Consider the following 23,489-nt stretch of genomic DNA (forward strand, 5'->3'; position numbering starts at 1 on the left):
GGCCACCCCCAGCCCGCCCGGGATCAGATCAGCTCTTCCATCGCGTGCAGTGCGATGGCGTGATTGAGAATGATGTCCTTGCGCGTGTTCTGCGCGTGATCGTCGGACTTGCGGTATTCCTCGATCGAGGTGCGCATCCTGGCCTCGTCGAATATGCCGTGTGAGGCGATCTTTTCCGACGACAGCCATTTCTCGATCAGCTTGTCGATTTCGGCAGCCTTCTTCACGTCGGTATGGGCCGGGGGCGCCATGAAGGCGAATTTTTCGCGCTTGTAGAGCACTTCGGGCAGGACGTGCTTCATCGCCTCGCGCACGACCCATTTCTCGACGCCGTCGCGTACGCGCACATGCGGCGGGATGCGCATGGCCAGTTCCGCCACGTGATGGTCGAGGAAGGCCGGGCGGCTTTCCAGTGAGTTGGCCATGTCGACGCGGTCGCCGCCCCAGTTGAGGATCTGGCCTTCCAGCATGGTCTTGATCCAGGAATACTGGACCTTGTCGAGGACGTGGCGCCCGTCGAGCATCGCCTTGTCGAGGCTGTAGGCGATGGCGGCGATGGGGTCGTAGTCGCCGAGCCGGGCCTTGAATTCGTCGGACAGCAGCGGCCTCACGCGCTCGAGAGTGAGCATCCAGGGCTGGATCCAGCTCGGCGTGAAGCCCATGACTTCCTCGAAGGCCGGGTGGCTGATCGTCTGTTCGGCAAGGACCGAGCCCGAGAAGATCGCATTGCGCTTGCGCATTTCCTCGGCCGCCGGCGTGGCGGCATAGTCGGGATCGTGCAGGAACAGGTCGGCCTTGAACTGGGCATAGCCGCCGAACAGTTCGTCCGAACCTTCGCCGGTGATCACGACCTTGTAGCCGACGTTGCGCACGTGCTTGCTCATCAGCATCTTGGCGACGCCCAGCGTGTTGTAGAACGTGCGCTCCGAGAACATTACTGCGTCCTCGAAGTTCTTGCCGTAGAGGTCCTCGGCCTTGACCCGCAGGATATCCTGGTCCGCGCCGGCCATCTCCGCCATTTCCGTGGCGATATGGGCCTCGTCGTAGCGGTCGTCGTCGAACGAGATCGTGAAGGCTTTTACCGGCGACTGCTGGATCGCCGCGGCCATGCCCAGGATCGAGCAGGAATCGATGCCGCCCGAAAGATAGCAGGCGACGGGCACGTCGGCCTCGAGCCGGAAGGCGATGGATTCCACCAGTTTCTCGCGCACCGCTTCGATGTGCTCTTCGTCCGGGCGCACGTCGTGGTGACCGTCGAGCGGGAATTCGGCATCCCAATAGCGCTTCTGTTCGACCACGAAGCCATCGCCCTTGCGGGTAACGATCAGCATGTGCCCTGGCAGGACGGCCTGAATGTCCTTGTATAGGGTCATGCCCGGCACCATGACCTGCATCATCTGGTGCAGTTGCGCCTTGGGGCAGACTTCGCGCGGTACGTCGGGATGGGCCAGCATGGCCTTCATCTCGCTGCCCCAGAAGAATCCATTGGGTCCGTTGTGCCAGAACAGCGGACGGATCCCGAAGCGGTCGCGCACGAGGATCAGCTGCTCCTTCTTCTCGTCGAAGATGGCGAAGGCGAATTCGCCGCGCAGTTGTTCGACGAAATCGAAGCCGTGCTTGCGGTAGAGCTTGAGTGCGATCTCGCTGTCGGACTTGGTGGTGAACTCGAAGCCGTCGGTGCGCAGCAGGCCGCGCAGGCGCTTGTAGTCGTAGAACTCGCTGTTGGCGGTGAGGACGAGCCCTGCCTCCTTGTCGAAGATTGGCTGGTCACCGGCATTGAGGCCGATGATCGACAGGCGGGTGTGGATCATGGCGAGGCCATGGTCCGGATCGAAATGGAAGCCGCGCCCGTCCGGCCCGCGGTGGTAGAGGCGGTCGGCCATCTTCTCGGCCAGCTTCGGGGTGTTGTCGGAGTAGCCCTTGGGGCTCCACAGTCCGGCAATGCCACACATCGTCGTTGTTTCCTTGGTTCTGGGCCCGCCGGTCAGGCGAGGAGTTCTGCAGGCACGACTTCCGCGGCGCGACCGAAGATCGCGAGCAGCAACGCCTGGCGGATCCAGACGGCGCCGTCGGCCTGATTGAAATAGAGGTTGTGCTGCGTGTCATCGAGGCTGACGTCGAGTTCCTCGCCGCGTGCGAGCGGGTGGAGGATGACCGTGTCGTCCTTCAGCCTGCTCTTGTCGTTGAGCGAAAAGGCATCCCCGAAGAAGCGATAGCCGTCGCCCAGATAGGCGATGGCGTTCATGTAGATGACGTCTAGATACTCGAGGCTCTGTTGCAGGTTCTGCGAGAAGTCGATGCCGATCGGGCTGCTCTTCGTCAGTTCGCGCAGTTCATCGCCGAGCGGATCGGCCATCTCGGAAAAGATGGTGATGTGGTTGATGTTCTCGTGGAACAGCAGCGCCAGCATCAGGAACGACTTCACCGTGCGCATGTTGCCCGGCGTGCCGATGATGCCGATGTTGAGACGGAACTTTTCGGGCAGCTTGGCCCACGCGATCTCGGGCCGCCACTTGAGCAGCGCGTACCAGTCGGCCAGCGCCTGCGTTGGATGTTCGTCCGAACCGTTGCCGCCGTTGAGCAGGGGCACGCGCAGGTACTCGCACATCTCGCTTACGGCGGACTGCTCGGTATGCCGGACCACGACGACGTCGGCGTAGGAATTGAACATCTGGCCGATGTCGCGCATCGATTCGCCCTTGGCGACGCCGGTGGTCTTGCCGTCGGCGACGCTGATCGTCTTGCCGCCGAGGTGGAGCATGGCGCTCTCGAACGAAAGGCGGGTGCGCGTGCTGGGTTCGAAGAAGGCCGCGGCCATGATCTTGTCGTCCATGGCGCGGCCGACATCGAACCGCTTGAGTTGCAGGTAGGCCGCGAACTTGGCCAGTTCGCACAGCAGGTCCTTGTCGAATTGCGCGGCGGACAGCACCGAGGCGCCGCGCAACTGATCGAGCACGTGGAGATCGAGCTTGGGCGATTTCGCGATGAAGTCGACCGGATTCGGGCAATTGCCGATCTTGCCCGGCCGCTTGACGATGGCGGGGGCATGATCGACCCGCGATGCCGGCAGGGTCACCAGATTTCTCCCCGAACGATGTCGCGGATGAGCAGGGTGCCCAGTCCAAGTGCAGTCACGGCGCACCACGCAAGCGAGCCATAGACGAGAGCGGACAGGAATTGGGTCGAGAAGGTCATTCAGCCTCCCTCAGCAGGGCCCAGTCGAAACGGGTCTTGGACAGGGCGCTGCATGCCAGCACCCAGATCATGGAGACGGCAGTGGCGATCAAGGACGCCACGTAGAAGCCGATAGCGAAATAGAAGAACAGGCCGATGCCGGCGCCCAACAGCATGCCGCCGACGGCGCCGGTCGTGTTGGCGCGGCGCCAGTAGAGGCCGGTGACGATCGGCCAGATCATCGCGCCGACGAGCGGGCCCGCGAAGAACAGTACGGTTGCCAGCGTGCCGATGCGCGGCAAACAGACCGCCCAGGTGAACAGGCCGAGCCCCAGCGTTACCCACTGCGCGATCTTCTTGAGCGTCTCGGGATGGGCGGCAGGCCGGAACATGCGGCGATAGACGTCCTCGGTCATCAGGTCTGCGGTTGCCGCCAGCAGGCTGTCGATGCTGGAAGCGAGCGAGCAGAACACGATGATGAAGATGCCGATGGCGCCCGCCTCGCCAAGCACTTCGGCGACGACCAGCGGCCCCACCATGTCGGCGGCGGGCACCGGTACGTTGAGCGCGCCGGAGGCCAGGGCGACGAAGCCGGCTGCCAAGGGGATCGGGAACCAGATCAGGCCGCCCAGCGCAAAGGCCTTGCCCGCCACGCCCTCGCGGAAGGCGAAGGCGCGGCTCCACCACACGTTGTTGTGAAAGACCTCGCCGAGCCCGAACAGCAGGTTGTTGAAGATCGCCATGATCGCCGCCGGGAACAGCACGTCGAGCAGGGCAGGGCGCTCGGCGGCGAGATTGGCGTGGATCTTCTCGACCGGGACGTGCGAAAGCACGGCCACGCCGACCACGACGATGCCGACGATGATGATCAGGCTCTGGATGAAGTCGGTGCCGATCACGGCAGCCAGCCCGCCGCGCATGGTATAGAGGACGCAAACGCCCAGGATAACCGACATGCCCCAGGCATAGGGAATGCCCGATAGGGTGTTGAGCAGGATGCCGCCCGCCATGGCCATCGAGACCAGCCAGGTCAGCGAATAGAACAGGGTGAAGAGCAGGAACACCGCCCAGGCGACCCGGCCGTAGCGCAGGCGGAAGAAGTCCCCGCTGGTATAGCCGTTGGGCATCAGTTTGCGGATGCGGCCCGCCATCGGCGCGAAGAGCAGCAGGCCGATCGCCGCAGTCGAGTAGGCGAGCATGCCCCAGATGCCCAGTTGCAGGGCGAACTGCGGGGCCAGCATCGTCGTGTTCGACGTGATCCACGTTGCCGCTGCGGTTGCCGAGCCGAGCGCCAGGCCGATGTTGCGTCCGGCCAGCGCATGGTCCTCGAAGCTCTTGTTGCGGCGGCCCCAGTAGATGCCGAGGCCGATCCACAGCACGCTGAAGGCGGCCAGCAGCGTCCAGCCGACGCCAGCGGGAAGGAGGGCGGCTTCACTGGTCATCGCGCGCGCCCCGGAAGATTACCGCGACGGTGGCGATGAAGACGAGAAAGCCGATCGCGGTCAGGAACAGCGCCTGGGTCAATGACTGGTGCGAGACCGTGAGCTTGAGCGGCGCTGATCGAGCCCCGGTCTCGTCCCGCAGCGAGAAGTAGTAGGTCCCGCCGCCCAGTCCCGAGAGGAACAGCGCATGGTTCGGGCCTTCGTAGATCGTCCGCGCGTCGGAAAGGTCGGCCTTGCGCGCCTGCTCGACTACGACGTCGCCGGACGCATTCCAGTCCAGCCTGGTATAGCCGGTGTCGCTCGAAAGCGGGGCGCTGGCAGAGAAGGATGGAGGCGGTGCAGCCGCTGCAGCCGCTGCAGCCGCGGGGATGGCCGGCAAGGCCAGGGCGGCTGCGATCAGAGGCCCGGACAGCCGCGGCTTGCGCAGGGTGTCGCGCCGGATTTGACGAGGGGAAAGCGATCGACTTGCGGAGGTCGGGCGGGGCCTCCGGTCCAGGGACTTTCGGGTAGGGATTGCTCTTTTACCGTCCTGCCGGCCGCACTGCCGGTGCTCGTGCTGGTTACTCCTAGTAATATGGGGTGCTTATCAGATCGAAATATATAACTGAACCGCTGGCGGGCAGAAATTCGTACATGTCCCTGAAACCGTGACTTTTGCGCTAGTCACAGCGATGATTCATTGCTCCGCTGCGGTGACATGTTGCAGGCTTCCTGCTTATGGGAGCGACTCAGCGGAATTGATCGCGAAGACGCAACGTGCGTGGGTATTATTATACCGTCGTTTGGCGAATTTCCCGGTCAGCTGTTGGCGTCCTTGACCGTCTCCATCGCCACGAAAGTCGATGTGCTGGAAACGTGGGGCAGGCTGGAGATCTTTTCGCCCAGCACGATGCGGTAGCGACGGATGTCGGCCGTGCGCACCTTGAGCAGATAGTCGAAGCTGCTGGCGATCATGTGGCATTCCTCGACTTCCGGCAGGCGCCGCACCGCCGCGTTGAACTCGCTCAGGGCCTGCTCGCGCGTGTCGGACAGTTTTACTTCGGTGAAGGCGACATGATCGAGGCCGAGGCTGGCAGGATCGACGACGGCACGAAAGCCCCGGATCACGCCCGAATCCAGCAGGCGGCGCAGGCGAACCTGGCACGGCGTCTTGCTGATGCCGACTTCCCGCGCGAGGTCGGTCACAGTCATGCGCCCGTCTTCCCGCAGAGCTGCGATGATTTTTCGATCGATTCTATCCAGATCGACCTGTTTGTCAGTCAAAGTCATTCACATGGTCCAAAATAATACAGATAATTGGTCAATTAGATCTATAACATGCTTCTGAAAAGGCAGATTGCCGAACGCGGCTGGCTTATCATGTCGGCATGACCCAAATCGCGCCCTTTTCCGACTTCGCCCCTCCCGTTCGTGGTGCTTCTGCGCTGCGCGAGAGTATCACTGCCGCCTATCGTCGTGAGGAGGCGCAGTGCCTGGCCCCGCTTCTCGATGCCGCAAGCCTGCCCGAAACGCTTCGCGCGAATATCCGCGAGACGGCCAGCCGGCTCGTGGTCGCGCTGCGCAACGGCCACAAGGGCAGCGGCGTTGAAGGGCTCGTGCAGGAATATTCGCTTTCCAGTCAGGAAGGCGTCGCGCTCATGTGCCTTGCCGAGGCCCTGCTGAGGATTCCCGATGACGACACCCGCGACGCGCTGATCCGCGACAAGATTGCCGACGGCAACTGGAGCGGCCATCTCGGCAACGGCAAGTCGCTGTTCGTCAATGCCGCGACCTGGGGGCTGGTGGTGACCGGCAAGCTTGTCGGCAGTGTTGACGACAAGGGCCTGTCCGCCGCGCTCACGCGGCTGATCGCGCGTGCCGGCGAGCCGGTCATTCGCCGCGGCGTCGATCTGGCGATGCGCATGATGGGCGAGCAGTTCGTCACCGGCGAGACTATCGAGGAAGCCGTGAAGCGCGCACGCGAGCTGGAAGCCAAGGGCTTCCGCTACAGCTACGACATGCTCGGCGAAGCTGCGACGACGGCGGCCGATGCCGCGCGCTACTATGCGGACTACGAGAACGCCATCCACGCCATCGGTCAGGCCGCGGACGGCAAGGGCGTCTATGAAGGCCCCGGCATCTCGATCAAGCTTTCCGCGCTCCACCCGCGCTACAGCCGCGCGCAGGCCGGGCGGGTGATGGATGAACTGCTGCCGCGGGTGAAGGCGCTGGCAGTCCTTTCGAAGCAGTATGACATCGGCTTCAACATCGATGCGGAGGAGGCCGACCGCCTCGAGCTGTCGCTCGACCTGCTCGAAAGCCTTGCGCTCGATCCCGATCTGGCGGGCTGGAATGGCCTTGGCTTCGTGGTCCAGGCTTATGGCAAGCGCTGCCCGGCCGTCATCGACTGGATCGTCGATCTTGCTCGCCGGGCGGAGCGGCGGATCATGGTCCGCCTCGTCAAGGGCGCCTATTGGGATGCGGAGATCAAGCGCGCCCAGGTCGACGGGCTGGAGGACTTCCCGGTCTATACCCGCAAGGTCCATACCGACGTCGCCTACGTTGCCTGCGCGCGCAAGCTGCTGGCTGCCCCCGACGCCGTGTTCCCCCAGTTCGCGACCCACAATGCCCAGTCGCTGGCGACGATCTACCACCTCGCCGGGCCGGATTTCACGGTTGGGCAGTACGAATTCCAGTGCCTGCACGGCATGGGCGAACCGCTCTACAAGCAGGTCGTCGGCAAGGAGAACCTCGACCGGCCCTGTCGCGTCTATGCGCCGGTCGGCACTCATGAGACGCTGCTGGCCTATCTGGTGCGGCGCCTGCTTGAGAACGGGGCGAATTCATCCTTCGTGAACCGCATTGCCGATCCGTCGGTGCCCGTCTCCGAACTGGCTGCCGACCCGGTCGACCTCGTGCGCGCGATGCCCGAGCCGGGTGCACGGCACGATCTGATCGCCCTGCCGCGCGATCTCTATCCCGACCGCCGCAATTCGGACGGAATCGACCTGTCCAGCGAAACCGCGCTGGCGGCCCTGACCGAACAATTGCGCACGTCCGCCAGCGTCGATTGGTATGCCATGCCGGCCTACGGTCAGGGCGAGGAGCGACCGGTCCTCAACCCGGCCGATCATCGAGACGTCGTGGGCCGCGTTTTCGAAGTCGAGCCGGAAGCGGCGGGCATGGCGGTTTCGCGCGCAGCGCTCAGCCGCTGGCAGCATGTGCCGGTGACCGAGCGTTCGGCGATGCTGGATGCCGCTGCCGATGTCCTGCAGGACCGGATCGGCGTGCTCATGGGTCTTGTCATGCGCGAGGCGGGCAAGTCGGCCGCGAACGCCATTGCCGAAGTGCGCGAGGCGATCGACTTCCTGCGCTACTATGCCAGGCAGGCCCGCGATACGCTGGGCGAGGGGCAGACGCCGCTTGGCCCGGCGGTCTGCATCAGCCCCTGGAACTTTCCCCTGGCGATCTTCATCGGGCAGGTCGCTGCCGCGCTCGTCTCGGGCAATCCGGTGCTGGCCAAGCCTGCCGAAGAAACCCCGCTGATCGCCGCCGAAGCCGTGCGCATCCTGCACGAAGCGGGTGTCCCCAAGGACGCGCTCCAACTCGTTCCCGGTGACGGCAAGGTCGGTGCGGCGCTGGTGGCCGCGCCGAAGGTCGCAGCGGTGATGTTTACCGGCTCCACAGAAGTGGCGCGTCTGATCCAGCGGCAGCTTTCATCGCGCCTGTCGCCTGCCGGCAAGCCGATCCCGCTGATCGCCGAGACCGGCGGCCAGAACGCGATGATCGTCGACTCGTCCGCGCTGGCCGAACAGGTCGTTGGCGACGTCATCGCTTCGGCTTTCGACAGTGCCGGTCAGCGCTGCTCGGCGCTGCGTGTGCTGTGCCTGCAGGAAGACATCGCCGACCGCACCCTGACCATGCTCAAGGGGGCACTGGCCGAACTGCGCGTGGGCAACACGCAGCAACTGGCCGTGGACATCGGTCCGGTCATCACGGCGGAGGCCCAAGCCAACATCAATGCGCACATCGAAGCGATGCGGGCCCGGGGGCACAAGGTCGAGCAGGTCGCGATTCCCGCTGACAATACCGCTCACGGCACTTTCGTCGCCCCAACGATCATCGAGATCGACAGCATGGCGGACCTTGGCCGCGAGGTCTTCGGGCCGGTCCTTCACGTGCTGCGTTTCCGCAGGGCGGACCTCGGCAAGCTGGTCGATGCGATCAACGCCACCGGCTATGGCCTGACTTTCGGCCTGCACACGCGCCTCGACGGTACGGTTGCGCAAGTCACTGCGCATGCGAAGGCGGGCAACCTCTACGTCAATCGCAACATCATCGGCGCGATCGTCGGCGTGCAGCCATTCGGTGGGCGCGGCCTTTCGGGGACCGGCCCCAAGGCGGGCGGCCCGCTTTACCAGGGACGGTTGGTGGCGAGCCCGCCGCCGGTACTTGCGCCCTTCGGGAAGCCCTTCGCGCCGCTTGCGGCCTTTGCCGATTGGCTTGAAGGGCAGGGCGAGGCAGCGGCTGCCGCTCGTGCTCGCGCGATGGGCGCGGCCAGCGCGCTCGGCACCGAGATTGCGCTGCCGGGCCCGGTCGGCGAACGCAACCTCTACGCGCTGCACCCGCGCGGCCGGATCCTGCTGTTCCCGAAGACGCGCGACGGACTGTTCGCGCAGATCGCCGCAGCTCTGGCAACGGGCAATCGCGCCGCAGTGGACGGCATGGCGCTTCCTGCCGACCTGCCCCCGCAAGTGGTGTCTTTCCTGGGCGGCGAATCGGGCGAATCGTTCGGTGCGGCGCTCGTCGAAGGCGGCGGCGAGGACGTTCGCAAGGCGTGCGAAGCTGTTGCGAAACTTCCCGGAGCCATCGTGACAGTTCATGCCTCGCTGCCGGGCAAGGATTTGGAGTGGCCGCTCGATTTCCTGCTGGAGGAGGTCTCCACTTCGATCAACACGACTGCGGCAGGCGGCAATGCAAGCCTCATGATGATTAGCTAAGTCGCTGTTTTTTTTAAGACTATTAATGATATTCTTCCGATCGCCGCCTGTTCGAAGCGACAGTTGGCGATCGGGGGTGCCTTGCGTCATTCAGACGGCGGCTAATCCTTATTGCGACGCAATTTCCATGCAATGGTTTGCATGGTGCCAATGGGGCAGACACCCTCGCATAAAGACGTAGCCCGGTCGGATAGGAGCATGATATGTTATGCCCCTTCTGGTCGTTTTGCCGCAGGGCCGCCCGACTTGCCTATGGGAACTCTCAAGGGGGTGGGCGGATTGATACCGGTACTGTGCCATTGCATGCGGCGTGGCACAAAGTCGGGAGTGAGTGGAATGGGCAGGATGATCATCGATGCCGCCACCAGCATGGATGGCTTCTGTGCGGATGCTCGCGGCGAAAGTGTCATTCCCATCGAGACCCTGAACCGCGCGGACTTGCGCCAGCCGCTGGTTTCCGCCTGCGGAGCGGTCGTGATGAGCCGCCGCAGCTTCGATACGGTAGCGAACCCGGACTGGTTTGCCGACAATTATGAGCTGCAGGTCCCGATCTTCGTCGTTTCGGACGATCCGCCGCCCGCACGCTATCCCAAGGAAAACGACCGGCTGAGGTTTCATTTCCTCGAGACATTCACCGAAGCGTTCGAGCGGGCAGAGCAGGCGGCCGGTGAAAAGGCCGTCCTTGCCATCGGCGAGGCGAGTACCGTGCAGGCGGCCTTGCTGTCGGGTATGGCCGACGAGATGTGGCTGCGCGTGATCGCCAAGGAAACCGGTGGCGGCACGCCTCTGTTCGGCCCCGGCAAGCCGGGCAAGGAATTCTTCGTCAGCGCCGTGGAAACGACGCCGGGTGCCGTTCACATGAAACTGGAACGCCGCGTCGAGCACTAGGCTTGCGCAAGCATCAGGCGAGGGCGGGCTGCAGGTCCGCCTGTTTGCGGTGCTGAGCGATCGTCACGAGGAAAATCCCGAGACCTGCCAGTGAGAGCGCCGCGCCGATCCACCCGGTCGACGTGAGGCCATAGCCCGCCGTGATCGCCAGCCCGCCCAGCCAGGGGCCAAGGGCATTGGCGATGTTGAAAGCGCTGTGGTGCGCCGCTGCAGCCAGCGCCTGTGCGTCGCCGGCAACGTCCATCAGCCGGGTCTGGAGGATCGTGCCGAGGCCGCCGCCGAAGCCGACCAGAAGGATGACGGCGGTCAGGCTCCAGATATTGCCTGCCGCCAGCGGGAACAGCGCAAGGGCGGCTGCACTCCACAGCAGGGCGCCGATGGCCGCGCGGTTCTGGGCGCGGTCGGCTGCCCAGGCCCAGAACAGGTTGCCAACCGTCATGCCGACTCCGAACACGGCCAGGATCACCGGGACCATGCTTTCCGAAACGCGGGTGACCTCGATCAGGGTCGAGGCGACATAGGTATAGACGGCGAAGAGGCCGCCGAAGCCGATGGCACCGGTCAGCAGCGTTAGCAGCACTTGCGGTCGGCGCAGCGCGCCCAACTCGCGCATCGGGCTCGCCCCCTGTGCGGCAGACTGGTGTGGCGCGAACAGCGCGACGAGGGCCATGGTCAGCAGCGCGAGACCCGAAACGACGGCAAAGCCGCTGCGCCATCCCAGGGCCTGCCCCAGCCAGTTCGCCAGCGGTACGCCGATGATCGTCGCGACGGTGAGGCCCGACATAACCAGCGCAACCGACTGCGCCCGCTTGTTCGACGGCACCATCGAGGCCGCTACAAGGGCGGCGACACCGAAGTAGGCGCCATGCGGCAGGCCGCTCAGGAACCGGAAGAGCAGCAGCAGGTCATAGCTCGGGGCCATGGCGGACAGGCCATTGCCCAGCGCGAACATGGCCATGAGCCCGATCAGGAGGGCCCGGCGCGGCAACCTTGCGGCGAGCACCGCGATCACCGGAGCGCCGACTACCACCCCCAGCGCATAGGCGCTGATCGCATGGCCGGCCTGCGGCTCGGTAATGCCCAGGTCGCGGGTCAGATAGGGAACCAGACTCATCGCCGCGAATTCGGTCGTCCCGATCGCGAAAGCCCCCATTGCCAGGGCCAGAATGACTAGGAACGGGTGAACGGCGCGATCCGGGGTTCCGCCCGAATCGCCTATGCTGCATTGCGGTATGGCCATGAATGCGACTTAGTGCTGGCAGGCACCAACGATAAGGGCCGCGGACTTGCGTTTATGTCATGCACCCGTTCTTCACGCGCAACCGCATGGGGCTGCCGAAATTGACCTGAACGACTGAGGCAAGTGCTGGTTGGCGGCATCTTGGAAAGACCTGCAATTCAATCTAGCGAGGCATGATGGGACATACCGCGACAAAGGTGCCGGCGATCACTCTCGGGTTCTGGATGATAAAGATACTGGCGACGACCCTTGGCGAAACCGGCGGCGATACGCTCTCGATGACCTACGACCTTGGATATCTCGTCAGCAGTTTCATATTTTTCGTGCCGCTCGCCGTGCTTGTGCTGGCGCAAGTGCGCGCGACGCGCTTTCGGCCATGGCTCTATTGGGCGACGATCGTGGCTTCAACGACAGCAGGTACGACGATGGCCGACCTCGCCACCCGGTCGCTGGGAATTGGCTATCCGGGCGGAACCCTCCTGCTCGGCGCGCTGGTGGCTGGCTCATTGCTTGTCTGGAAGGTCGTCAATGGCACGGTCTCGGTCGAGACCGTGGTTTCGGCACGTACGGAGGTTTTCTACTGGCTGACGATCACCTTTTCGCAGACACTCGGGACGGCGCTGGGTGACTGGGCGGCGGATGACGGCGGTTTCGGCTATCTCGGCGGAGCGGCCTTGTTCGGGGGGCTGTTGCTCGCCGTGGTTGCGCTCTGGGCATTTACCCGGAGCAGCCGCGTTGCCCTGTTCTGGGTTGCCTTCGTCCTGACCCGTCCGCTGGGCGCGACGGTTGGCGACTTCCTCGACAAGCCTTTGGCGAAAGGCGGGCTCGATTTCAGTCGACCGCTCGCAACCGGCGTGCTGGTGGTCGGGATCGTGGTGCTGATCGCCATCCTGCCGCAACGGGCAGGGCGACACCCGGGTAGCGTCGCGCCTGCAACAAGCTGAATTCGAAGAGTCTCTTCCGGGCTCGGCTTATCTGGCTCTTGCGCAAGCCTGGCGCGATTCCCTGCCGTGGCGGTAATCGCGGCAGGGGGCAGCGCAGTCCGGTATTCGGGGAGCCTTAGAGGCCCGGGTCGAATTCCGGGGCGACCTTTTCGGTGTGATCGGGGGTGTGATGCGCGACATGGATGCCGCACTCGGTCTTGTCCCAACCGCGCCAGCGGCCCGAACGCGGGTCTTCGCCCGGCGCCACCTTGCTGGTGCAGGGCATGCAGCCGATCGAGGGATAGCCTACAGCCACCAGCGGATGCGGCGGCAGATCGTGTTCCTCGATATAGGCGGCGATCCGTTCGGGCGACCAGTCGATCAGCGGATTGATCTTCAGGCGTCCCTGTTCGTCGGTCGTGTCGATCTCGAAACGCGGCAGCGTCGCGCGGGTCGATGCCTGGAAGGCCTTGCGCCCGGTGATCGAGGCATCGAGGCCGAGCAGGGCCTTGGCCAGCGGCTTGACCTTGCGGATATCGCAGCAGCCGTCCGGATCGTAGGACCAGCGCAGGCCGGACTCGTCCTTCTTGGCCAGTTCCTCCGCATCCGGGGTCAGGTTGCGCAGGTCCTTGAGGCCGAGGCGTTCGATCAGCAGGTCGCGGTAGGCCAGCGTCTCGGGAAAGTGCTTGCCGGTCTCCAGGAAGAGCACCGGCACGCTGGGATCGACCTGCGAGACGAGGTGGAGCAACACCGCGGATTCCGCGCCGAAGCTGGACACGATCCCGACATCGCCCGCCATGCCTTCCTTCAGCACCGTCTCGAGCATTTCGATCGTATCGGTGCCGCGGAAGAGGCGGTTGAGACGCACGGCATCGGCCTCGGCAAAGCGGGGGCCGGTGTCAATGCGGTCGCGGATGCGTGTCGCTTCGGTCATAACGGAAATCCTTGGTGAAGCTCCAGGTCTGGCCTCGGCCTCAGGCCGGGTGCCGCAGCGCCCAGATCGGCTGGCGGCCGTCGGCCGTTGCCTGGTAGACGTTGTCCCAACGGTCGAATGCATTCCGCGCATCGGTCGGGTTGAGCGGCTTGTCGGGCGCGAAAGCGTCGAAGCCGCAGCGCTTGAGGTGGCTGAGCATGTCGATCACGACATCGCCCACGGCGCGGATTTCTCCGGTGAAGCCCGCTTCGCGCAGGATCCGGGCCGAGGAGTAGCCGCGGCCGTCGGTCCATGCCGGGAAGTTCACTTCGACCAGCGCGATGCGGTCTAGGTGGGGCAGCAGGTCGCGGGCGTCGTCGCCCGGTTCGATGCGCACGGCAGAGGCATTGCTCTGCTCGGTGAAGGCGTCGACCGTGACGGCGGGATCGTTGACCGCTTCATCGTCACGGAAGCGGAACTGGACATCAACCATAGATAGCCTCCTTGAACGGATCCATGCCGATCCGGCGATAGGTGTCGAGGAAGCGTTCACCGTCCTCACGGTTGGAGAGATAGACTTGCGTGGCCTTCTCGACGGCATCGACGATGCCGTCCTCGTCGAAGCCCGGACCGGTGATCTTGCCCAGCGACGTGTCGGCGCCTTCCGAGCCACCGAGCAGGAGCTGGTAGTTCTCCACGCCCTTGCGGTCGACGCCGAGGATGCCGATGTGGCCCGCGTGGTGGTGGCCGCAGGCGTTGATGCAGCCGGAGATCTTCAGCTTGAGCTCGCCGATCTCGGCCTGCTTTTCGGCGCTGCCGAAGCGTTCCGAAATCTTCTGCGCCACCGGGATCGAGCGGGCATTGGCAAGGCTGCAGTAGTCGAGGCCGGGGCAGGCGATGATGTCGCCCACCGTATCGAGGTTGGCGGTCGACAGACCGGCCTCGTCGAGCTTCTGCCACAGCGTGTAGAGGTCAGCCTTCTTCACGTGCGGGAAGACGATGTTCTGGGCGTGGGTGACGCGCAGTTCGTCGAAGCTGTAGTCCTTGGCAAGCTGGGCCATCAGGCGGATCTGGTCGGCCGAGGCGTCGCCCGGAATACCGCCCACCGGCTTCAGCGAGACGGTGGCGATGATGTACCCGGCCTGCTTGTGCTCCTGGCAGTTGCGCTCCACCCAAAGGCGGAAGTCGGGATCGGTCAGGTCGAGATCGTCGGACAGACCGGTCTCGAGGGCCGGATCGACGAAGTACTGCTTGATGCGTTCAAGCTCGGCCAGCGGCGGCTCGATGCCCTGCGACATCAGGTGCGCGAACTCTTCCTCGACCTGGCGTGTATATTCTTCCTTGCCCAGTTCATGGACGAGGATCTTGATGCGCGCCTTGTACTTGTTGTCGCGGCGGCCGTAGCGGTTGTACACGCGCAGGCACGCTTCAGAGTAGGTGATCAGCTGGTCGAGCGGCACGAATTCGCGGATGACGGGCGCGATCATCGGGGTGCGGCCCATGCCCCCGCCGACGTAGAAGCGCGCGCCGATTTCGCCGGCGTCGTTCCTGACCATCCTGATGCCGATGTCGTGCAGCTTCATCGCCGCGCGGTCGGTCTCGCTGGCGATGACGGCGATCTTGAACTTGCGCGGAAGCGTCAGGAATTCCGGGTGGAAGCTGGACCACTGTCGCAGCAGCTCGGCATAGGGGCGCGGGTCGATCAGTTCGTCCGCGGCCGCCCCGGCGTACTGGTCCGAACTGATGTTGCGGATGCAGTTGCCGCTGGTCTGGATCGCATGCATCTCGACCGAAGCGAGGTCGGCGAGGATGTCGGGCGTGTCCTCCAGCTTGATCCAGTTGTACTGGATGTTCTGGCGGGTGGTGAAGTGGCCGTAGCCGCGGTCGTACTTGTCCGCGATGTCGCCCAGCATCGTCATCTGCGTCGAGTTCAGGGTGCCGTAGGGCACCGCGACGCGTAGCATGTAGGCGTGGAGCTGGAGGTACAGGCCGTTCTGCAGGCGCAGCGGGCGGAACTGGTCCTCGGTCAGGTCGCCGGCGAGGCGGCGCTTCACCTGGTCGCGGAATTCCGCGACGCGCGTATCGACCATCTGCTGGTCGTATTGGTCGTACTTGTACATCAGATCACCCAGTTCACGGCTTCGGGTTCGGACGGCTTGAGCGTCAGGTCGGGGCGCACGGTGGGGCCCAGCGCGCGGATGCGGTCCTTGATATGGGCGGGACGAACGCCGTCGGCGTCCTTCTGGCCGTCGATGATATAGGCGGCGAAGACGTTCTGCGCGCCTTCCTCGCGGGCGATGATCGCCGCGCCATGCTCGCCGACATCGGCAGATTCGTTGACGTCCAGCGACCAGCCCACGCCGGTCCACCAGATGACCGCTCCGGTCTTCAGGTCGTTGCCCGTAAGAATTTTCACTGCCCTATCTCCATGTTCTGGGCCTCAAGCGCCAGGGCGCGAATGGAATTGTCGGTATCGCCGGATTCGGCGCGTGCGACGTCGCCGATAACGATGAGGGCGGGACTTTGCACCCTCTCATCGCGAACAAGATCGGCAAGACCGGCGAGCGAAGCGCGCAGCACGCGCATTTCCTTGCGCGTGGCGTTCTCGATGACGGCGATCGGAACCTCCGGCGTCAGGCCGTCGGCGATCAGCTTGTCCGAGATCTGCGCGGCCGTGGCCAGGCCCATAAAGATCACCAGCGTGCGGCCCTTGCCGGCAAGGCCCGACCAGTCCTGGTCGGTAAGCCCCTTGCACTGACCGGCGACGAACGAGACGATCGAGGCGTGGTCGCGGTGGGTCAGCGGGATCTGCGCCGCCGCCGATGCGCCGAGCGCCGAGGAAATGCCGGGGACGACCTCGACCGGGACACCGGCCGCACGGCAGGCTTCGGCTTCTTCGCCGCCGCGCCCGAAGACGAAGGGGTCGCCGCCCTTGAGGCGCACGACGTCGTTGCCGGCAAGCGCCTCCTTCACCAGCAGGTCGCAGATCGCTTCCTGCTTCATGGTGTGGCGCGAGCGGCTCTTGGCGACGGAGACGAGGCGCGCGGACGAACGGGCCATGGCGAGGATCGCCGGATCGACGAGGCCGTCGTGCACGACGAGGCCGGCCGACATGAGCAGCCGTGCGGCGCGCAGCGTCAGCAGGTCCGGATCGCCCGGGCCTGCGCCGACGAGATAGACGGTGCCGATGCGGCCTTCCTGTCCGGTAGTGGCGGGATTCGCTTGCATGGTGCGCCATGTGGCCGGGTTGGCCCGCCATTGCCAGCCATATTGGCTTTCGAGGGGATAAGGGGAGCTTTAGGCCGTGAATGCGACGAGCCGTTCAGGCTGCAAGCGCGCGCAATTCCGCCGGTTTCGCACGCTTTGCCGATGTGCCGGAGCGTCTCCTGCCGGACTGCGGAGGCCGTCCTAACCAAATCTTAACCGTAAGGGATGACGATTTGGGGATCTTTCAGGAGGTTACGTGCATGGCCATTGCCGCCCAATTCGATGAAGTACCGGTCGATGCGGCCCGACCGCGCGCGCACAGGCGCAAGCTGCGGTTGGAAGCGCAAGGGGCGCTGGAGTCCGGTGCCGAGACCTCTGTCGTCATCCACAACCTCTCCGAATCGGGCATGCTCATGGAGAGCAGGACCGAGTTGGAGATCGGCGAGGCCATCGACCTCGATTTCCCCGAAGCTGGCCAGGTCCACGCAACGGTGGAGTGGGCCAGCGGCGCGCTCTACGGCTGCAGCTTCGACAAGCCGCTTTCCGCTTTCGCGCTGAGCGCGGCCCAGTTGCGCGGCGCGGTCGAGCCGGGCGCCGAGGCAGACGGCGCGGCCAAGGTTCAGGGCGTTGCCGCGATCGGCGGCGAAACGCTGGGCGAACGCCTGCATCGCCTGCGCAAGCTGCGCGGCATGACCCAGGGCGAACTCGCCGAAAAGCTGGGCGTCAGCAAACCGACCGTATGGGCCTGGGAACAGGACCGTGCGCGCCCGATCGAGGATCGCATCGAGCCGATCGCCCAGGCTTTGGGCGTAACTGCGTCGGATCTCAAGCCGACTCGCACGATCGTCGGCCTGCCAGAACTGATCGCCCGTTGCCGCAGCCAGATTGCCGAGGCGGTCGAGACGACTCCGGAAAAGATCAAGATCATGATCGAGCTGTGACGCGCCATCTTTCCCAAGATTCAGAGGCTTGGAGGGGTGGGGCCCGGTAAGTCTTGTGCATAAAAGATGGTTAACCGGTCCAGCCCCGGAGAATCCCGCTTTTCCGTTCCGTTTTTCGATGTTAAATAACTGAATATTAAGGAAATATTTAGTTTCGTTAGGCAACAGGGCTAACGCGACGGATGTTTCTGTCAGTTGTCGGACGGAAGTGTGCAGCGGGGCAATGCCCCCAAGTGCTTTCCGGTCCAGTAGGAAGCGAGAGTCCGGGGCTTATGACGATGGGCATGAATTTCACGGTACAGGAGACTTCGGCACTTTACGGGCTGCTGGCCGACAGCAGTTCCGACGTGATCCTGAAGACGGACCGTGAAGGCTTCATCGTCCATGCCTCGCCAGCGTTTGAGCGGCTTGGCTTCCGCATTCCCGGCTCGCTGATCTCGCCCAACCTGCTCGACATCGTCGAAAGCTCGCACCGCGACATCGTCAGCCGCGCGCTGAGCGATGCACTCGACGGGCGCGAGCCGGGGAAGTGGGTCGAATTCCCGGCTGTCACTGCAGACGAACGCCAGCACTGGTTCGAGATCCAGGCCCGCGCTTTGCGTGACGAAGGGGGTGAAATCTATGGTGCGCTCAGCATCATGCGCAGCATTGACGAGCGTCGCCAGCTCAAGGACCAGCTGTTCGCCGCAACCTATACCGATCCGCTAACCGGCCTTACCAACCGCGCCGCCTTCATTTCGATGCTCGAGCACATGATCGAATCGAACATGGACGGGTGCCTGGCGCTGTTCAGCATCGACTTCTTCCGCACCATCAACATGAAGTACGGCCAGTCGACCGGGGACGAGGTCCTGCAGGTCTTCGCCGAACTGCTTCGCGAGATGCTGCGGGCCGAGGATATCATTTCGCGGATCGGTTCGGAGCGCTTCGCCGTGCTCCTCCCGCGCACTTCGACCGAGCAGGCGCAGGCAATCTGCCACCGCGTGGTGACGACGCTGGCCGAACTGCGCCAGAAGGTGGGCGAAAGCCGCTTTGCCATCACCGCCAGTGCCAGCATCGCCCATATCGGCGACAATCTCGACCGGACCATCGAGCGTGCCGAGCTTGCGCTGTTCTGCGCCAAGGCGAAGGGGCGCAACCGCCTCGAACTGGAAAAGGAACGGCCGGTCGCCACGCACTGACCGTCCCGGACGGACGGATCAGGCTTCCGGACCGGTTTCCGCTTTCTTCCCATTGCTTGCCTTGCTCTCGCGCATGGCCTCGATCAGGTCGCGCAAGGCTTCGTTCTGGCGCAAGTTGATGTCGCGCTGCGGGAACGGGATCTCGATGCCGTGCTCGTGGAACAGGTGCCACAGGTTCTTGAGAACCGCCGAGCGCACGTTTCCGGTGCCTTCCTCGGGATCGGTGATCCAGCAGTGGATGATGAAATTGACCGAGCTGTCGCCGTAGGATTCCAGCCATGCGGTGGGCGGCGGTGCCGCCAGGATGCGCTTCACGCCGCGCGCCGCTTCCAGCATCAGTTCCTCGGCCTTCACGATATCGGCATTGTAAGAAATGCCGACCGGCACCTGGATGCGCACGTTCTTGGACGAGTAGGACCAGTTCTCCACCTGATTGATCATCAGGTTCTCGTTGGGGATCAGGTATTCCTTCTGGTCGCGCGTCGTGAGCGAGACGGCGCGGATGCCGATGCGGCGGATCTGGCCGAAGGTGGAATTGCCCGCCTGATCGGTAATGGCGATGACGTCGCCCGGTTTGATCGACTTGTCCATCAGCAGGATGATCCCGGCGATCAGGTTGCCGAAGGTCTTCTGGAGGCCGAAACCGATGGCCAGGCCGAAGGCGCCCGAGAAAACCGCGAAGGCGGTCAGGTCGATGCCTAGGACATCGATGCCCACGAGGATGGCAATGCCCCAGATGACGAGGCTGACCATCTTCTCGGCGAGGAGATGCTGGGTCGTGTCGAGCCGGCTCATGCGGCCTATGACCCTGGCGGCGAACTTGCTGGCAGCCCAGGCGATCGTGATCACGAGGGCTAGGACCAGCATGACGACGATCAGGTCCCACACCGAAATGCGCGTGCCGCCAACCTGGACCGCGAGACTGTCCAGCGAGTTGATGATGTCGCCGATGGTGCCGCTTTTCGAAGCGACGGCGTTCTTGAGCCCTTCGGCACCGGCGATCGCCTGATCGTCCATCGGGGTGGGCGAGGGTGCGGGGATCAGTACGCCGGGATCGGTCGCGCCGGTCGAGTCGGCCAGAGGCGAGCCGGTCGCCGCGGGATCGAGCGGAGCGCTCACGATCCTTGCATCCGAGCGAGCGCCTGTTCGATGTCGGCGATGAGGTCGTCCGGGTCTTCCAGCCCGATCGACAGGCGCACGCCGTGGCAGTCCTGCGGATCGCCGCCGCGCGGCGGCCAGGCCATGCAGGTGCGATAGTGCGCGGGCTCTATGGGAAGGGCGAGGCTTTCGTAGCCGCCCCAGGAATAGCCGATCCCGAACAGCTCCAGTGCATCGATGAAGCGGTTGCGGCTTGCTCCGTCGCCGCCCCTGAAAGTGAAGCTGAACAGGCCGCAGCCGCCGGTGAAGTCGCGCTTCCAGAATTCGTGGCCGGTCGATCCGGGCAGCATCGGGCACAGGACCTGCGCGATCTCGGGGCGCTTTGACAGCCACTCGGCAATGGCGAGGGCAGAGGCGGTTTCCTGCCTGAGCCGCAAGTTGAGCGTGCGCAGGCCGCGCAGGGCCAGCGATGCGTCGTCGGGCGAGACGACGGTGCCCAGTTGCTGCGCGCGTTGGCGCAGTTTCGCGTAAAGCTCGGGCCCGGCGCTGGCGCTGCCCATCATCAGGTCGGAGTGGCCGCCGACATGCTTGGTGAGGGCCATGAGGGTGACGTCCACGCCCTTTTCGAGCGCGGCAAAGCCCAGCGGACTGGCCCATGTGTTGTCGAGTACGGACACCGCGCCCTTTTCGCGGGCGATGCGGGCGAGGGCGGGCACGTCGCACACTTCCATCGAGAGGCTGCCCGGCGCCTCGAGAAGGACCGCGCGCGTCTTCTCGCAGAACAGGGCCTCGTAGGCGGGCAGGTCGAGCGGGTCGAAGAAGCGGGTCTCGACGCCGAGATCATGGAGCAGGCCCTTGCCCATGGCCCGGCTCGGGTCATAGGCGTTGTCCGTCATCAGCAGGACGTCTCCGGGGCGCAGCAGGGTCAGCAGCACGCCGGCTATGGCCGCCACGCCCGATGGGTAAAGCACCGTTCCGGCGGCACCGGGCTCGATCTCGGTCAGCGCATCGCACAGGGCCCACTGCGTGGGTGCGCCGCGCCTGCCGTAGAAGAAGCGGCCGTCCTCGTTGCGGCGCGGCCCTTCCGCCAGGTCCTTCGTGCTGTCGTACAAGTGCGTACTGGCCCGCCAGACCGGCGGATTGACCACCGCCCCGGTCCATTCCCTACGTCGGCCGGCTCCGACCAGCCTGGTGGCATGTGCCTTGTTTTTCAGCCCCGTTGTATCGCTCAAGATCATCTCCGCTGTCGCGCGGAGAAGCCTAGCCCGCTGCGCGTTGGGGGTCGAGAGGCAAGGTCTCCGTTTGCAAGGGTATTTGCCGCGCGGCCTCGATTTCGCGGGCGGCAAGCGGCTCGAAGGTGCGCGGGCCGGTGTCAGTGCGCAAGGGTGACAGGCCGGCGCCGCCGCCCGGAATTCCGAGCGTGAAGACGCGGCGCAGCGCCAGTCCATCTGGCCCTGTCAGGCACAGGCGCACCAGCGGAACGAACAGCGCCGCGTCGCCCTGGCGCATGGCACGGATCTCGGAAAGCGGGAGCTGGATCTCGCCCTTGAGCTGCACGGGCTCGCCGGCCGCAAGGGCCTGGAGGTCATGACGCCGGGCCATGTCCTGCACTTGCGGTCCCAGCTGCTGCTCCGGTGACAACGAAGCGTGGGCGGAAATCATGTCGCCCGATACCGTGATCGGCCCGCGAGCCTCTTCGGCACTGAGCGTCAGGCGGTACTGCAGCGTGGCGTAAAACAGCGAGAGCCGCATCGCGACCGGTTCGAGATCGACGGAAATCAGCGCAGGGCTGGCCTTGACGGTGGCAGGGGCCGGTTTGGGCGGTGCGACCGGTTTGGGCGGAGCCGGCGTGAAGGCAGGTTCGGGCAGCGGGCGCCTCGACGCGGAATCGAGCGGGCGCGCGGCCGGGGAGCTTTCGGCTTGCGCTTCGGCAACGGCTTCGCCGGTGTCTGCCCATTCCTCTTCCTGCGGACGGCGCCGACGCAGAAGGAACAGCGCCAGGGCAATCGCGGCGATGCCTGCGGGAAGGGTCCACCACCATGCGGGCCAGGACGGGTGCTCGGCCCCGGCAGTTTCAGGCTCGGTTGTCTGCCGCGTCGGGAGCAGCTCGGGCTGAGCAGCGGGCTCGACGGGGCCAGAGCTATCGCTTGCAGTCGGTTCCGGGGCCGGAGCTTGCGTCACAGGGCGCAGCGAAGGTGTGGTCGCCTTGGGCGGGGCAGGCTTGGCCGTCGTGCGGGCGGTGGGCTCGGCGGGTGGCGGCGGTGCCGCGGTGATCAGCGGAGCCGGCGTCGGCTTCGCCGCAGGCTTGGCCGATGGAGCGGGGCCGGGGGTGGACTCACCGGCTTCCGGCCGGAGGATGGGGTTCTGGGCGTCGACCGGCCCTTGCGGCGCAGGGGCGCTGGAGGTCGAGTCGGGTTCCGGCAGGCTCCATGAGCCGATCGCCTGGGCATGGCCTATGGCAGGCGAGCCTGCGATCAGCAGCGCCAGAGTGATGCGAGTGTGAGTCCCGTTCAAGCCCCTCATGCGCGAGCCATCACAGCAAGTCCGCTGAACCGAAAGTTAATGCGCGCGCTCTGCGCGCCGAGCCGTTCCGACCTGCCGCCAAACCGGCTGCGTTTGCTCCCGAGGATGGCACATCATGCTTGTCATCGCGGCGCGTTCGCGTCATGGCCGAGGCATGAGCGAAACACCCGCGAACCCCCTTCACCTTGGCCAGCAGAGCGCGCTTCCCGCGTCCCCGACCGAAGCGGTGCTGGACTATGTGCCCAATCCGCGCGCCGGTTCCCTGTACATGGTCCGCTTTGCCGCGCCGGAGTTCACCTCGTTGTGCCCGGTCACCGGCCAGCCCGACTTCGCGCATCTCGTGATCGACTATGCGCCGGGCGAGACCATCGTGGAATCGAAGAGCCTCAAGCTTTTCCTCGGCTCCTTCCGCAATCACAGCGGCTTTCACGAGGACGTCACGGTCGGCATTGGCCAGCGCCTGTTCGACGAGATGAAGCCACGTTGGCTGCGCATCGGCGGCTACTGGTATCCGCGTGGGGGCATCCCCATCGATGTGTTCTGGCAGTCGGGCCCGGTTCCCGAAGGGCTCTGGGTCCCGGATCAGGGCGTGCAGAGCTACCGCGGACGCGGTTAAAGGCCTGCAGAAGCGAAATTCACGCCGTTGACGCGGCGCAGGTCGACCGTGCCGGAGCCCAGCATCGAAAGCTGCCGGCTCGACAGGCATTGCGCATAAACCGTGGGGAACTCGGCACGCATGGCGGCATCGCTGCCCAGCGCATCGTCGAGCTTTGCCGTGCATTGGGCGCGGGTCTGATAGGTTTCCACCGGCATGCGGAGGCGTTCGCAGGCGCTCCCGTCGTCACTGCAGCCGAACAGGGCCAGGGCGATCAGTGTAGCACTCATGCATATGTCTCCTTTCACCAAGAACAACGGAGCGGATGCGTAAAAGTATCCCGGTCGGCCCAAGAAAAATTGTCGTCCCCGAAAAAGCATTGTCG

General features: G+C 64.8%; 22 protein-coding genes. 6 read left to right on the forward strand and 16 right to left on the reverse strand.

Annotated elements, in window-relative coordinates; translation table 11 throughout:
• Window positions 1–23: 23 nt before the first annotated feature.
• The 6 genes from asnB to B5483_RS10150 form a co-directional block, all read right to left on the reverse strand.
• The gene (gene asnB, locus B5483_RS10130) at window positions 24–1,952 is read right to left on the reverse strand and encodes an asparagine synthase (glutamine-hydrolyzing) (protein WP_079730221.1); all 1,929 of its coding nucleotides are present in this window, start codon (window positions 1,950–1,952) and stop codon (window positions 24–26) included.
• 32 nt (window positions 1,953–1,984) lie between these two features.
• Window positions 1,985–3,076 (reverse strand): aspartate/ornithine carbamoyltransferase family protein, encoded by a 1,092-nt coding sequence (locus B5483_RS10135; RefSeq protein ID WP_054945996.1) that lies wholly within the window; start codon window positions 3,074–3,076, stop codon window positions 1,985–1,987.
• A complete protein-coding gene (locus tag B5483_RS23665; RefSeq protein ID WP_281251237.1) occupies window positions 3,073–3,195 on the reverse strand; it encodes a hypothetical protein in 123 nt (40 codons plus the stop codon). Before B5483_RS23665 ends, B5483_RS10135 begins: the two co-directional genes overlap by 4 nt.
• Window positions 3,192–4,616, reverse strand: coding sequence for a sodium:solute symporter family protein (locus B5483_RS10140; protein ID WP_079730222.1), 1,425 nt, complete (start codon window positions 4,614–4,616; stop codon window positions 3,192–3,194). The genes B5483_RS23665 and B5483_RS10140 overlap by 4 nt, the downstream gene beginning before the upstream one ends.
• Window positions 4,606–4,995 carry a hypothetical protein gene (locus B5483_RS10145; RefSeq protein ID WP_245828920.1) on the reverse strand — a complete coding sequence of 130 codons (390 nt, stop codon included), beginning with the start codon at window positions 4,993–4,995 and terminating at the stop codon, window positions 4,606–4,608. Before B5483_RS10145 ends, B5483_RS10140 begins: the two co-directional genes overlap by 11 nt.
• A 419-nt stretch (window positions 4,996–5,414) precedes the next feature.
• On the reverse strand, window positions 5,415–5,885 hold the full coding sequence (locus B5483_RS10150; RefSeq protein WP_079730224.1) for an Lrp/AsnC family transcriptional regulator: 471 nt from the start codon (window positions 5,883–5,885) through the stop codon (window positions 5,415–5,417).
• Between the two features lie 98 nt (window positions 5,886–5,983).
• Between B5483_RS10150 and putA the strand changes: the two genes are divergently transcribed.
• Entirely contained in the window at window positions 5,984–9,595 is a 3,612-nt protein-coding gene (putA, locus tag B5483_RS10155; RefSeq protein WP_079730225.1) for a trifunctional transcriptional regulator/proline dehydrogenase/L-glutamate gamma-semialdehyde dehydrogenase, read from the forward strand.
• Window positions 9,596–9,931: 336 nt separating this feature from the next.
• Window positions 9,932–10,483: a dihydrofolate reductase family protein gene (locus tag B5483_RS10160; protein WP_054946001.1), complete on the forward strand. Its 552-nt coding sequence runs from the start codon at window positions 9,932–9,934 to the stop codon at window positions 10,481–10,483.
• A 13-nt stretch (window positions 10,484–10,496) separates the two neighbouring features.
• Here the strand turns inward: B5483_RS10160 and B5483_RS10165 are convergent, their stop codons facing one another.
• Window positions 10,497–11,723 carry an MFS transporter gene (locus B5483_RS10165; protein WP_079730226.1) on the reverse strand — a complete coding sequence of 409 codons (1,227 nt, stop codon included), beginning with the start codon at window positions 11,721–11,723 and terminating at the stop codon, window positions 10,497–10,499.
• Window positions 11,724–11,899: 176 nt separating this feature from the next.
• Here B5483_RS10165 and B5483_RS10170 point away from each other — a divergent pair, with 176 nt between their 5' ends.
• Window positions 11,900–12,667, forward strand: coding sequence for a COG4705 family protein (locus B5483_RS10170; RefSeq protein WP_217698201.1), 768 nt, complete (start codon window positions 11,900–11,902; stop codon window positions 12,665–12,667).
• A 115-nt stretch (window positions 12,668–12,782) separates the two neighbouring features.
• Here the strand turns inward: B5483_RS10170 and B5483_RS10175 are convergent, their stop codons facing one another.
• The 5 genes from B5483_RS10175 to cobA are packed head-to-tail and all read right to left on the reverse strand — an operon-like array spanning window position 12,783 to window position 16,787.
• Window positions 12,783–13,580 (reverse strand): phosphoadenylyl-sulfate reductase, encoded by a 798-nt coding sequence (locus tag B5483_RS10175; protein WP_054946004.1) that lies wholly within the window; start codon window positions 13,578–13,580, stop codon window positions 12,783–12,785.
• Between the two features lie 40 nt (window positions 13,581–13,620).
• Complete coding sequence (locus B5483_RS10180; RefSeq protein WP_054946005.1) at window positions 13,621–14,052, reverse strand: DUF934 domain-containing protein; 432 nt, start codon at window positions 14,050–14,052, stop codon at window positions 13,621–13,623.
• Window positions 14,045–15,679 (reverse strand): nitrite/sulfite reductase, encoded by a 1,635-nt coding sequence (locus tag B5483_RS10185; RefSeq protein WP_079730228.1) that lies wholly within the window; start codon window positions 15,677–15,679, stop codon window positions 14,045–14,047. Before B5483_RS10185 ends, B5483_RS10180 begins: the two co-directional genes overlap by 8 nt.
• Complete coding sequence (locus B5483_RS10190; protein WP_054946007.1) at window positions 15,679–15,975, reverse strand: DUF2849 domain-containing protein; 297 nt, start codon at window positions 15,973–15,975, stop codon at window positions 15,679–15,681. Before B5483_RS10190 ends, B5483_RS10185 begins: the two co-directional genes overlap by 1 nt.
• Window positions 15,972–16,787, reverse strand: a complete 816-nt coding sequence (cobA, locus tag B5483_RS10195; protein ID WP_054946008.1) for a uroporphyrinogen-III C-methyltransferase — start codon at window positions 16,785–16,787, stop codon at window positions 15,972–15,974. The genes B5483_RS10190 and cobA overlap by 4 nt, the downstream gene beginning before the upstream one ends.
• A 239-nt stretch (window positions 16,788–17,026) precedes the next feature.
• Between cobA and B5483_RS10200 the strand changes: the two genes are divergently transcribed.
• Window positions 17,027–17,707: a helix-turn-helix domain-containing protein gene (locus B5483_RS10200; protein WP_079730229.1), complete on the forward strand. Its 681-nt coding sequence runs from the start codon at window positions 17,027–17,029 to the stop codon at window positions 17,705–17,707.
• Window positions 17,708–17,991: 284 nt separating this feature from the next.
• Window positions 17,992–18,888 carry a GGDEF domain-containing protein gene (locus tag B5483_RS10205; protein WP_231634626.1) on the forward strand — a complete coding sequence of 299 codons (897 nt, stop codon included), beginning with the start codon at window positions 17,992–17,994 and terminating at the stop codon, window positions 18,886–18,888.
• Between the two features lie 18 nt (window positions 18,889–18,906).
• On the opposite strand, the gene B5483_RS10210 is transcribed toward B5483_RS10205, so the two are convergent.
• From B5483_RS10210 to B5483_RS10220, 3 genes are read right to left on the reverse strand one after another with little or no spacing between them, the layout of a single operon-like run.
• Window positions 18,907–20,007 carry a mechanosensitive ion channel family protein gene (locus B5483_RS10210; RefSeq protein ID WP_079730230.1) on the reverse strand — a complete coding sequence of 367 codons (1,101 nt, stop codon included), beginning with the start codon at window positions 20,005–20,007 and terminating at the stop codon, window positions 18,907–18,909.
• Window positions 20,004–21,224 carry a cystathionine beta-lyase gene (gene metC, locus B5483_RS10215; RefSeq protein WP_054946011.1) on the reverse strand — a complete coding sequence of 407 codons (1,221 nt, stop codon included), beginning with the start codon at window positions 21,222–21,224 and terminating at the stop codon, window positions 20,004–20,006. The genes B5483_RS10210 and metC overlap by 4 nt, the downstream gene beginning before the upstream one ends.
• A 22-nt stretch (window positions 21,225–21,246) precedes the next feature.
• Window positions 21,247–22,500 (reverse strand): hypothetical protein, encoded by a 1,254-nt coding sequence (locus B5483_RS10220; protein ID WP_139383952.1) that lies wholly within the window; start codon window positions 22,498–22,500, stop codon window positions 21,247–21,249.
• Window positions 22,501–22,663: 163 nt separating this feature from the next.
• On the opposite strand from B5483_RS10220, the gene queF reads away from it, so the two are divergent.
• Window positions 22,664–23,125, forward strand: a complete 462-nt coding sequence (gene queF / locus B5483_RS10225; protein ID WP_079730379.1) for a preQ(1) synthase — start codon at window positions 22,664–22,666, stop codon at window positions 23,123–23,125.
• Here queF and B5483_RS10230 read toward each other — a convergent pair.
• Window positions 23,122–23,394, reverse strand: a complete 273-nt coding sequence (locus B5483_RS10230) for a hypothetical protein (RefSeq protein ID WP_054946013.1) — start codon at window positions 23,392–23,394, stop codon at window positions 23,122–23,124. The two genes, queF and B5483_RS10230, sit on opposite strands and share 4 nt — an antisense overlap.
• Window positions 23,395–23,489 lie beyond the last annotated feature (95 nt).

The sequence above is a fragment of the Novosphingobium mathurense genome (assembly GCF_900168325.1).
GTDB lineage: Bacteria > Pseudomonadota > Alphaproteobacteria > Sphingomonadales > Sphingomonadaceae > Novosphingobium > Novosphingobium mathurense.

Bases quoted from the DNA above. Each gene is read 5' to 3' on its own strand.
- B5483_RS10185 (WP_079730228.1), bottom strand. From the start codon at position 15,679: ATGTACAAGTACGACCAATACGACCAGCAGATGGTCGATACGCGCGTC.
- B5483_RS10175 (WP_054946004.1), bottom strand. From the start codon at position 13,580: ATGACCGAAGCGACACGCATCCGCGACCGCATTGACACCGGCCCCCGC.
- asnB (WP_079730221.1), bottom strand. From the start codon at position 1,952: ATGTGTGGCATTGCCGGACTGTGGAGCCCCAAGGGCTACTCCGACAAC.
- B5483_RS10165 (WP_079730226.1), bottom strand. From the start codon at position 11,723: ATGGCCATACCGCAATGCAGCATAGGCGATTCGGGCGGAACCCCGGAT.
- B5483_RS10200 (WP_079730229.1), top strand. From the start codon at position 17,027: ATGGCCATTGCCGCCCAATTCGATGAAGTACCGGTCGATGCGGCCCGA.
- cobA (WP_054946008.1), bottom strand. From the start codon at position 16,787: ATGCAAGCGAATCCCGCCACTACCGGACAGGAAGGCCGCATCGGCACC.
- B5483_RS23665 (WP_281251237.1), bottom strand. From the start codon at position 3,195: ATGACCTTCTCGACCCAATTCCTGTCCGCTCTCGTCTATGGCTCGCTT.
- B5483_RS10140 (WP_079730222.1), bottom strand. From the start codon at position 4,616: ATGACCAGTGAAGCCGCCCTCCTTCCCGCTGGCGTCGGCTGGACGCTG.
- putA (WP_079730225.1), top strand. From the start codon at position 5,984: ATGACCCAAATCGCGCCCTTTTCCGACTTCGCCCCTCCCGTTCGTGGT.
- metC (WP_054946011.1), bottom strand. From the start codon at position 21,224: ATGATCTTGAGCGATACAACGGGGCTGAAAAACAAGGCACATGCCACC.
- B5483_RS10170 (WP_217698201.1), top strand. From the start codon at position 11,900: ATGGGACATACCGCGACAAAGGTGCCGGCGATCACTCTCGGGTTCTGG.
- B5483_RS10150 (WP_079730224.1), bottom strand. From the start codon at position 5,885: ATGACTTTGACTGACAAACAGGTCGATCTGGATAGAATCGATCGAAAA.
- queF (WP_079730379.1), top strand. From the start codon at position 22,664: ATGAGCGAAACACCCGCGAACCCCCTTCACCTTGGCCAGCAGAGCGCG.
- B5483_RS10230 (WP_054946013.1), bottom strand. From the start codon at position 23,394: ATGAGTGCTACACTGATCGCCCTGGCCCTGTTCGGCTGCAGTGACGAC.
- B5483_RS10160 (WP_054946001.1), top strand. From the start codon at position 9,932: ATGGGCAGGATGATCATCGATGCCGCCACCAGCATGGATGGCTTCTGT.
- B5483_RS10205 (WP_231634626.1), top strand. From the start codon at position 17,992: ATGAATTTCACGGTACAGGAGACTTCGGCACTTTACGGGCTGCTGGCC.
- B5483_RS10180 (WP_054946005.1), bottom strand. From the start codon at position 14,052: ATGGTTGATGTCCAGTTCCGCTTCCGTGACGATGAAGCGGTCAACGAT.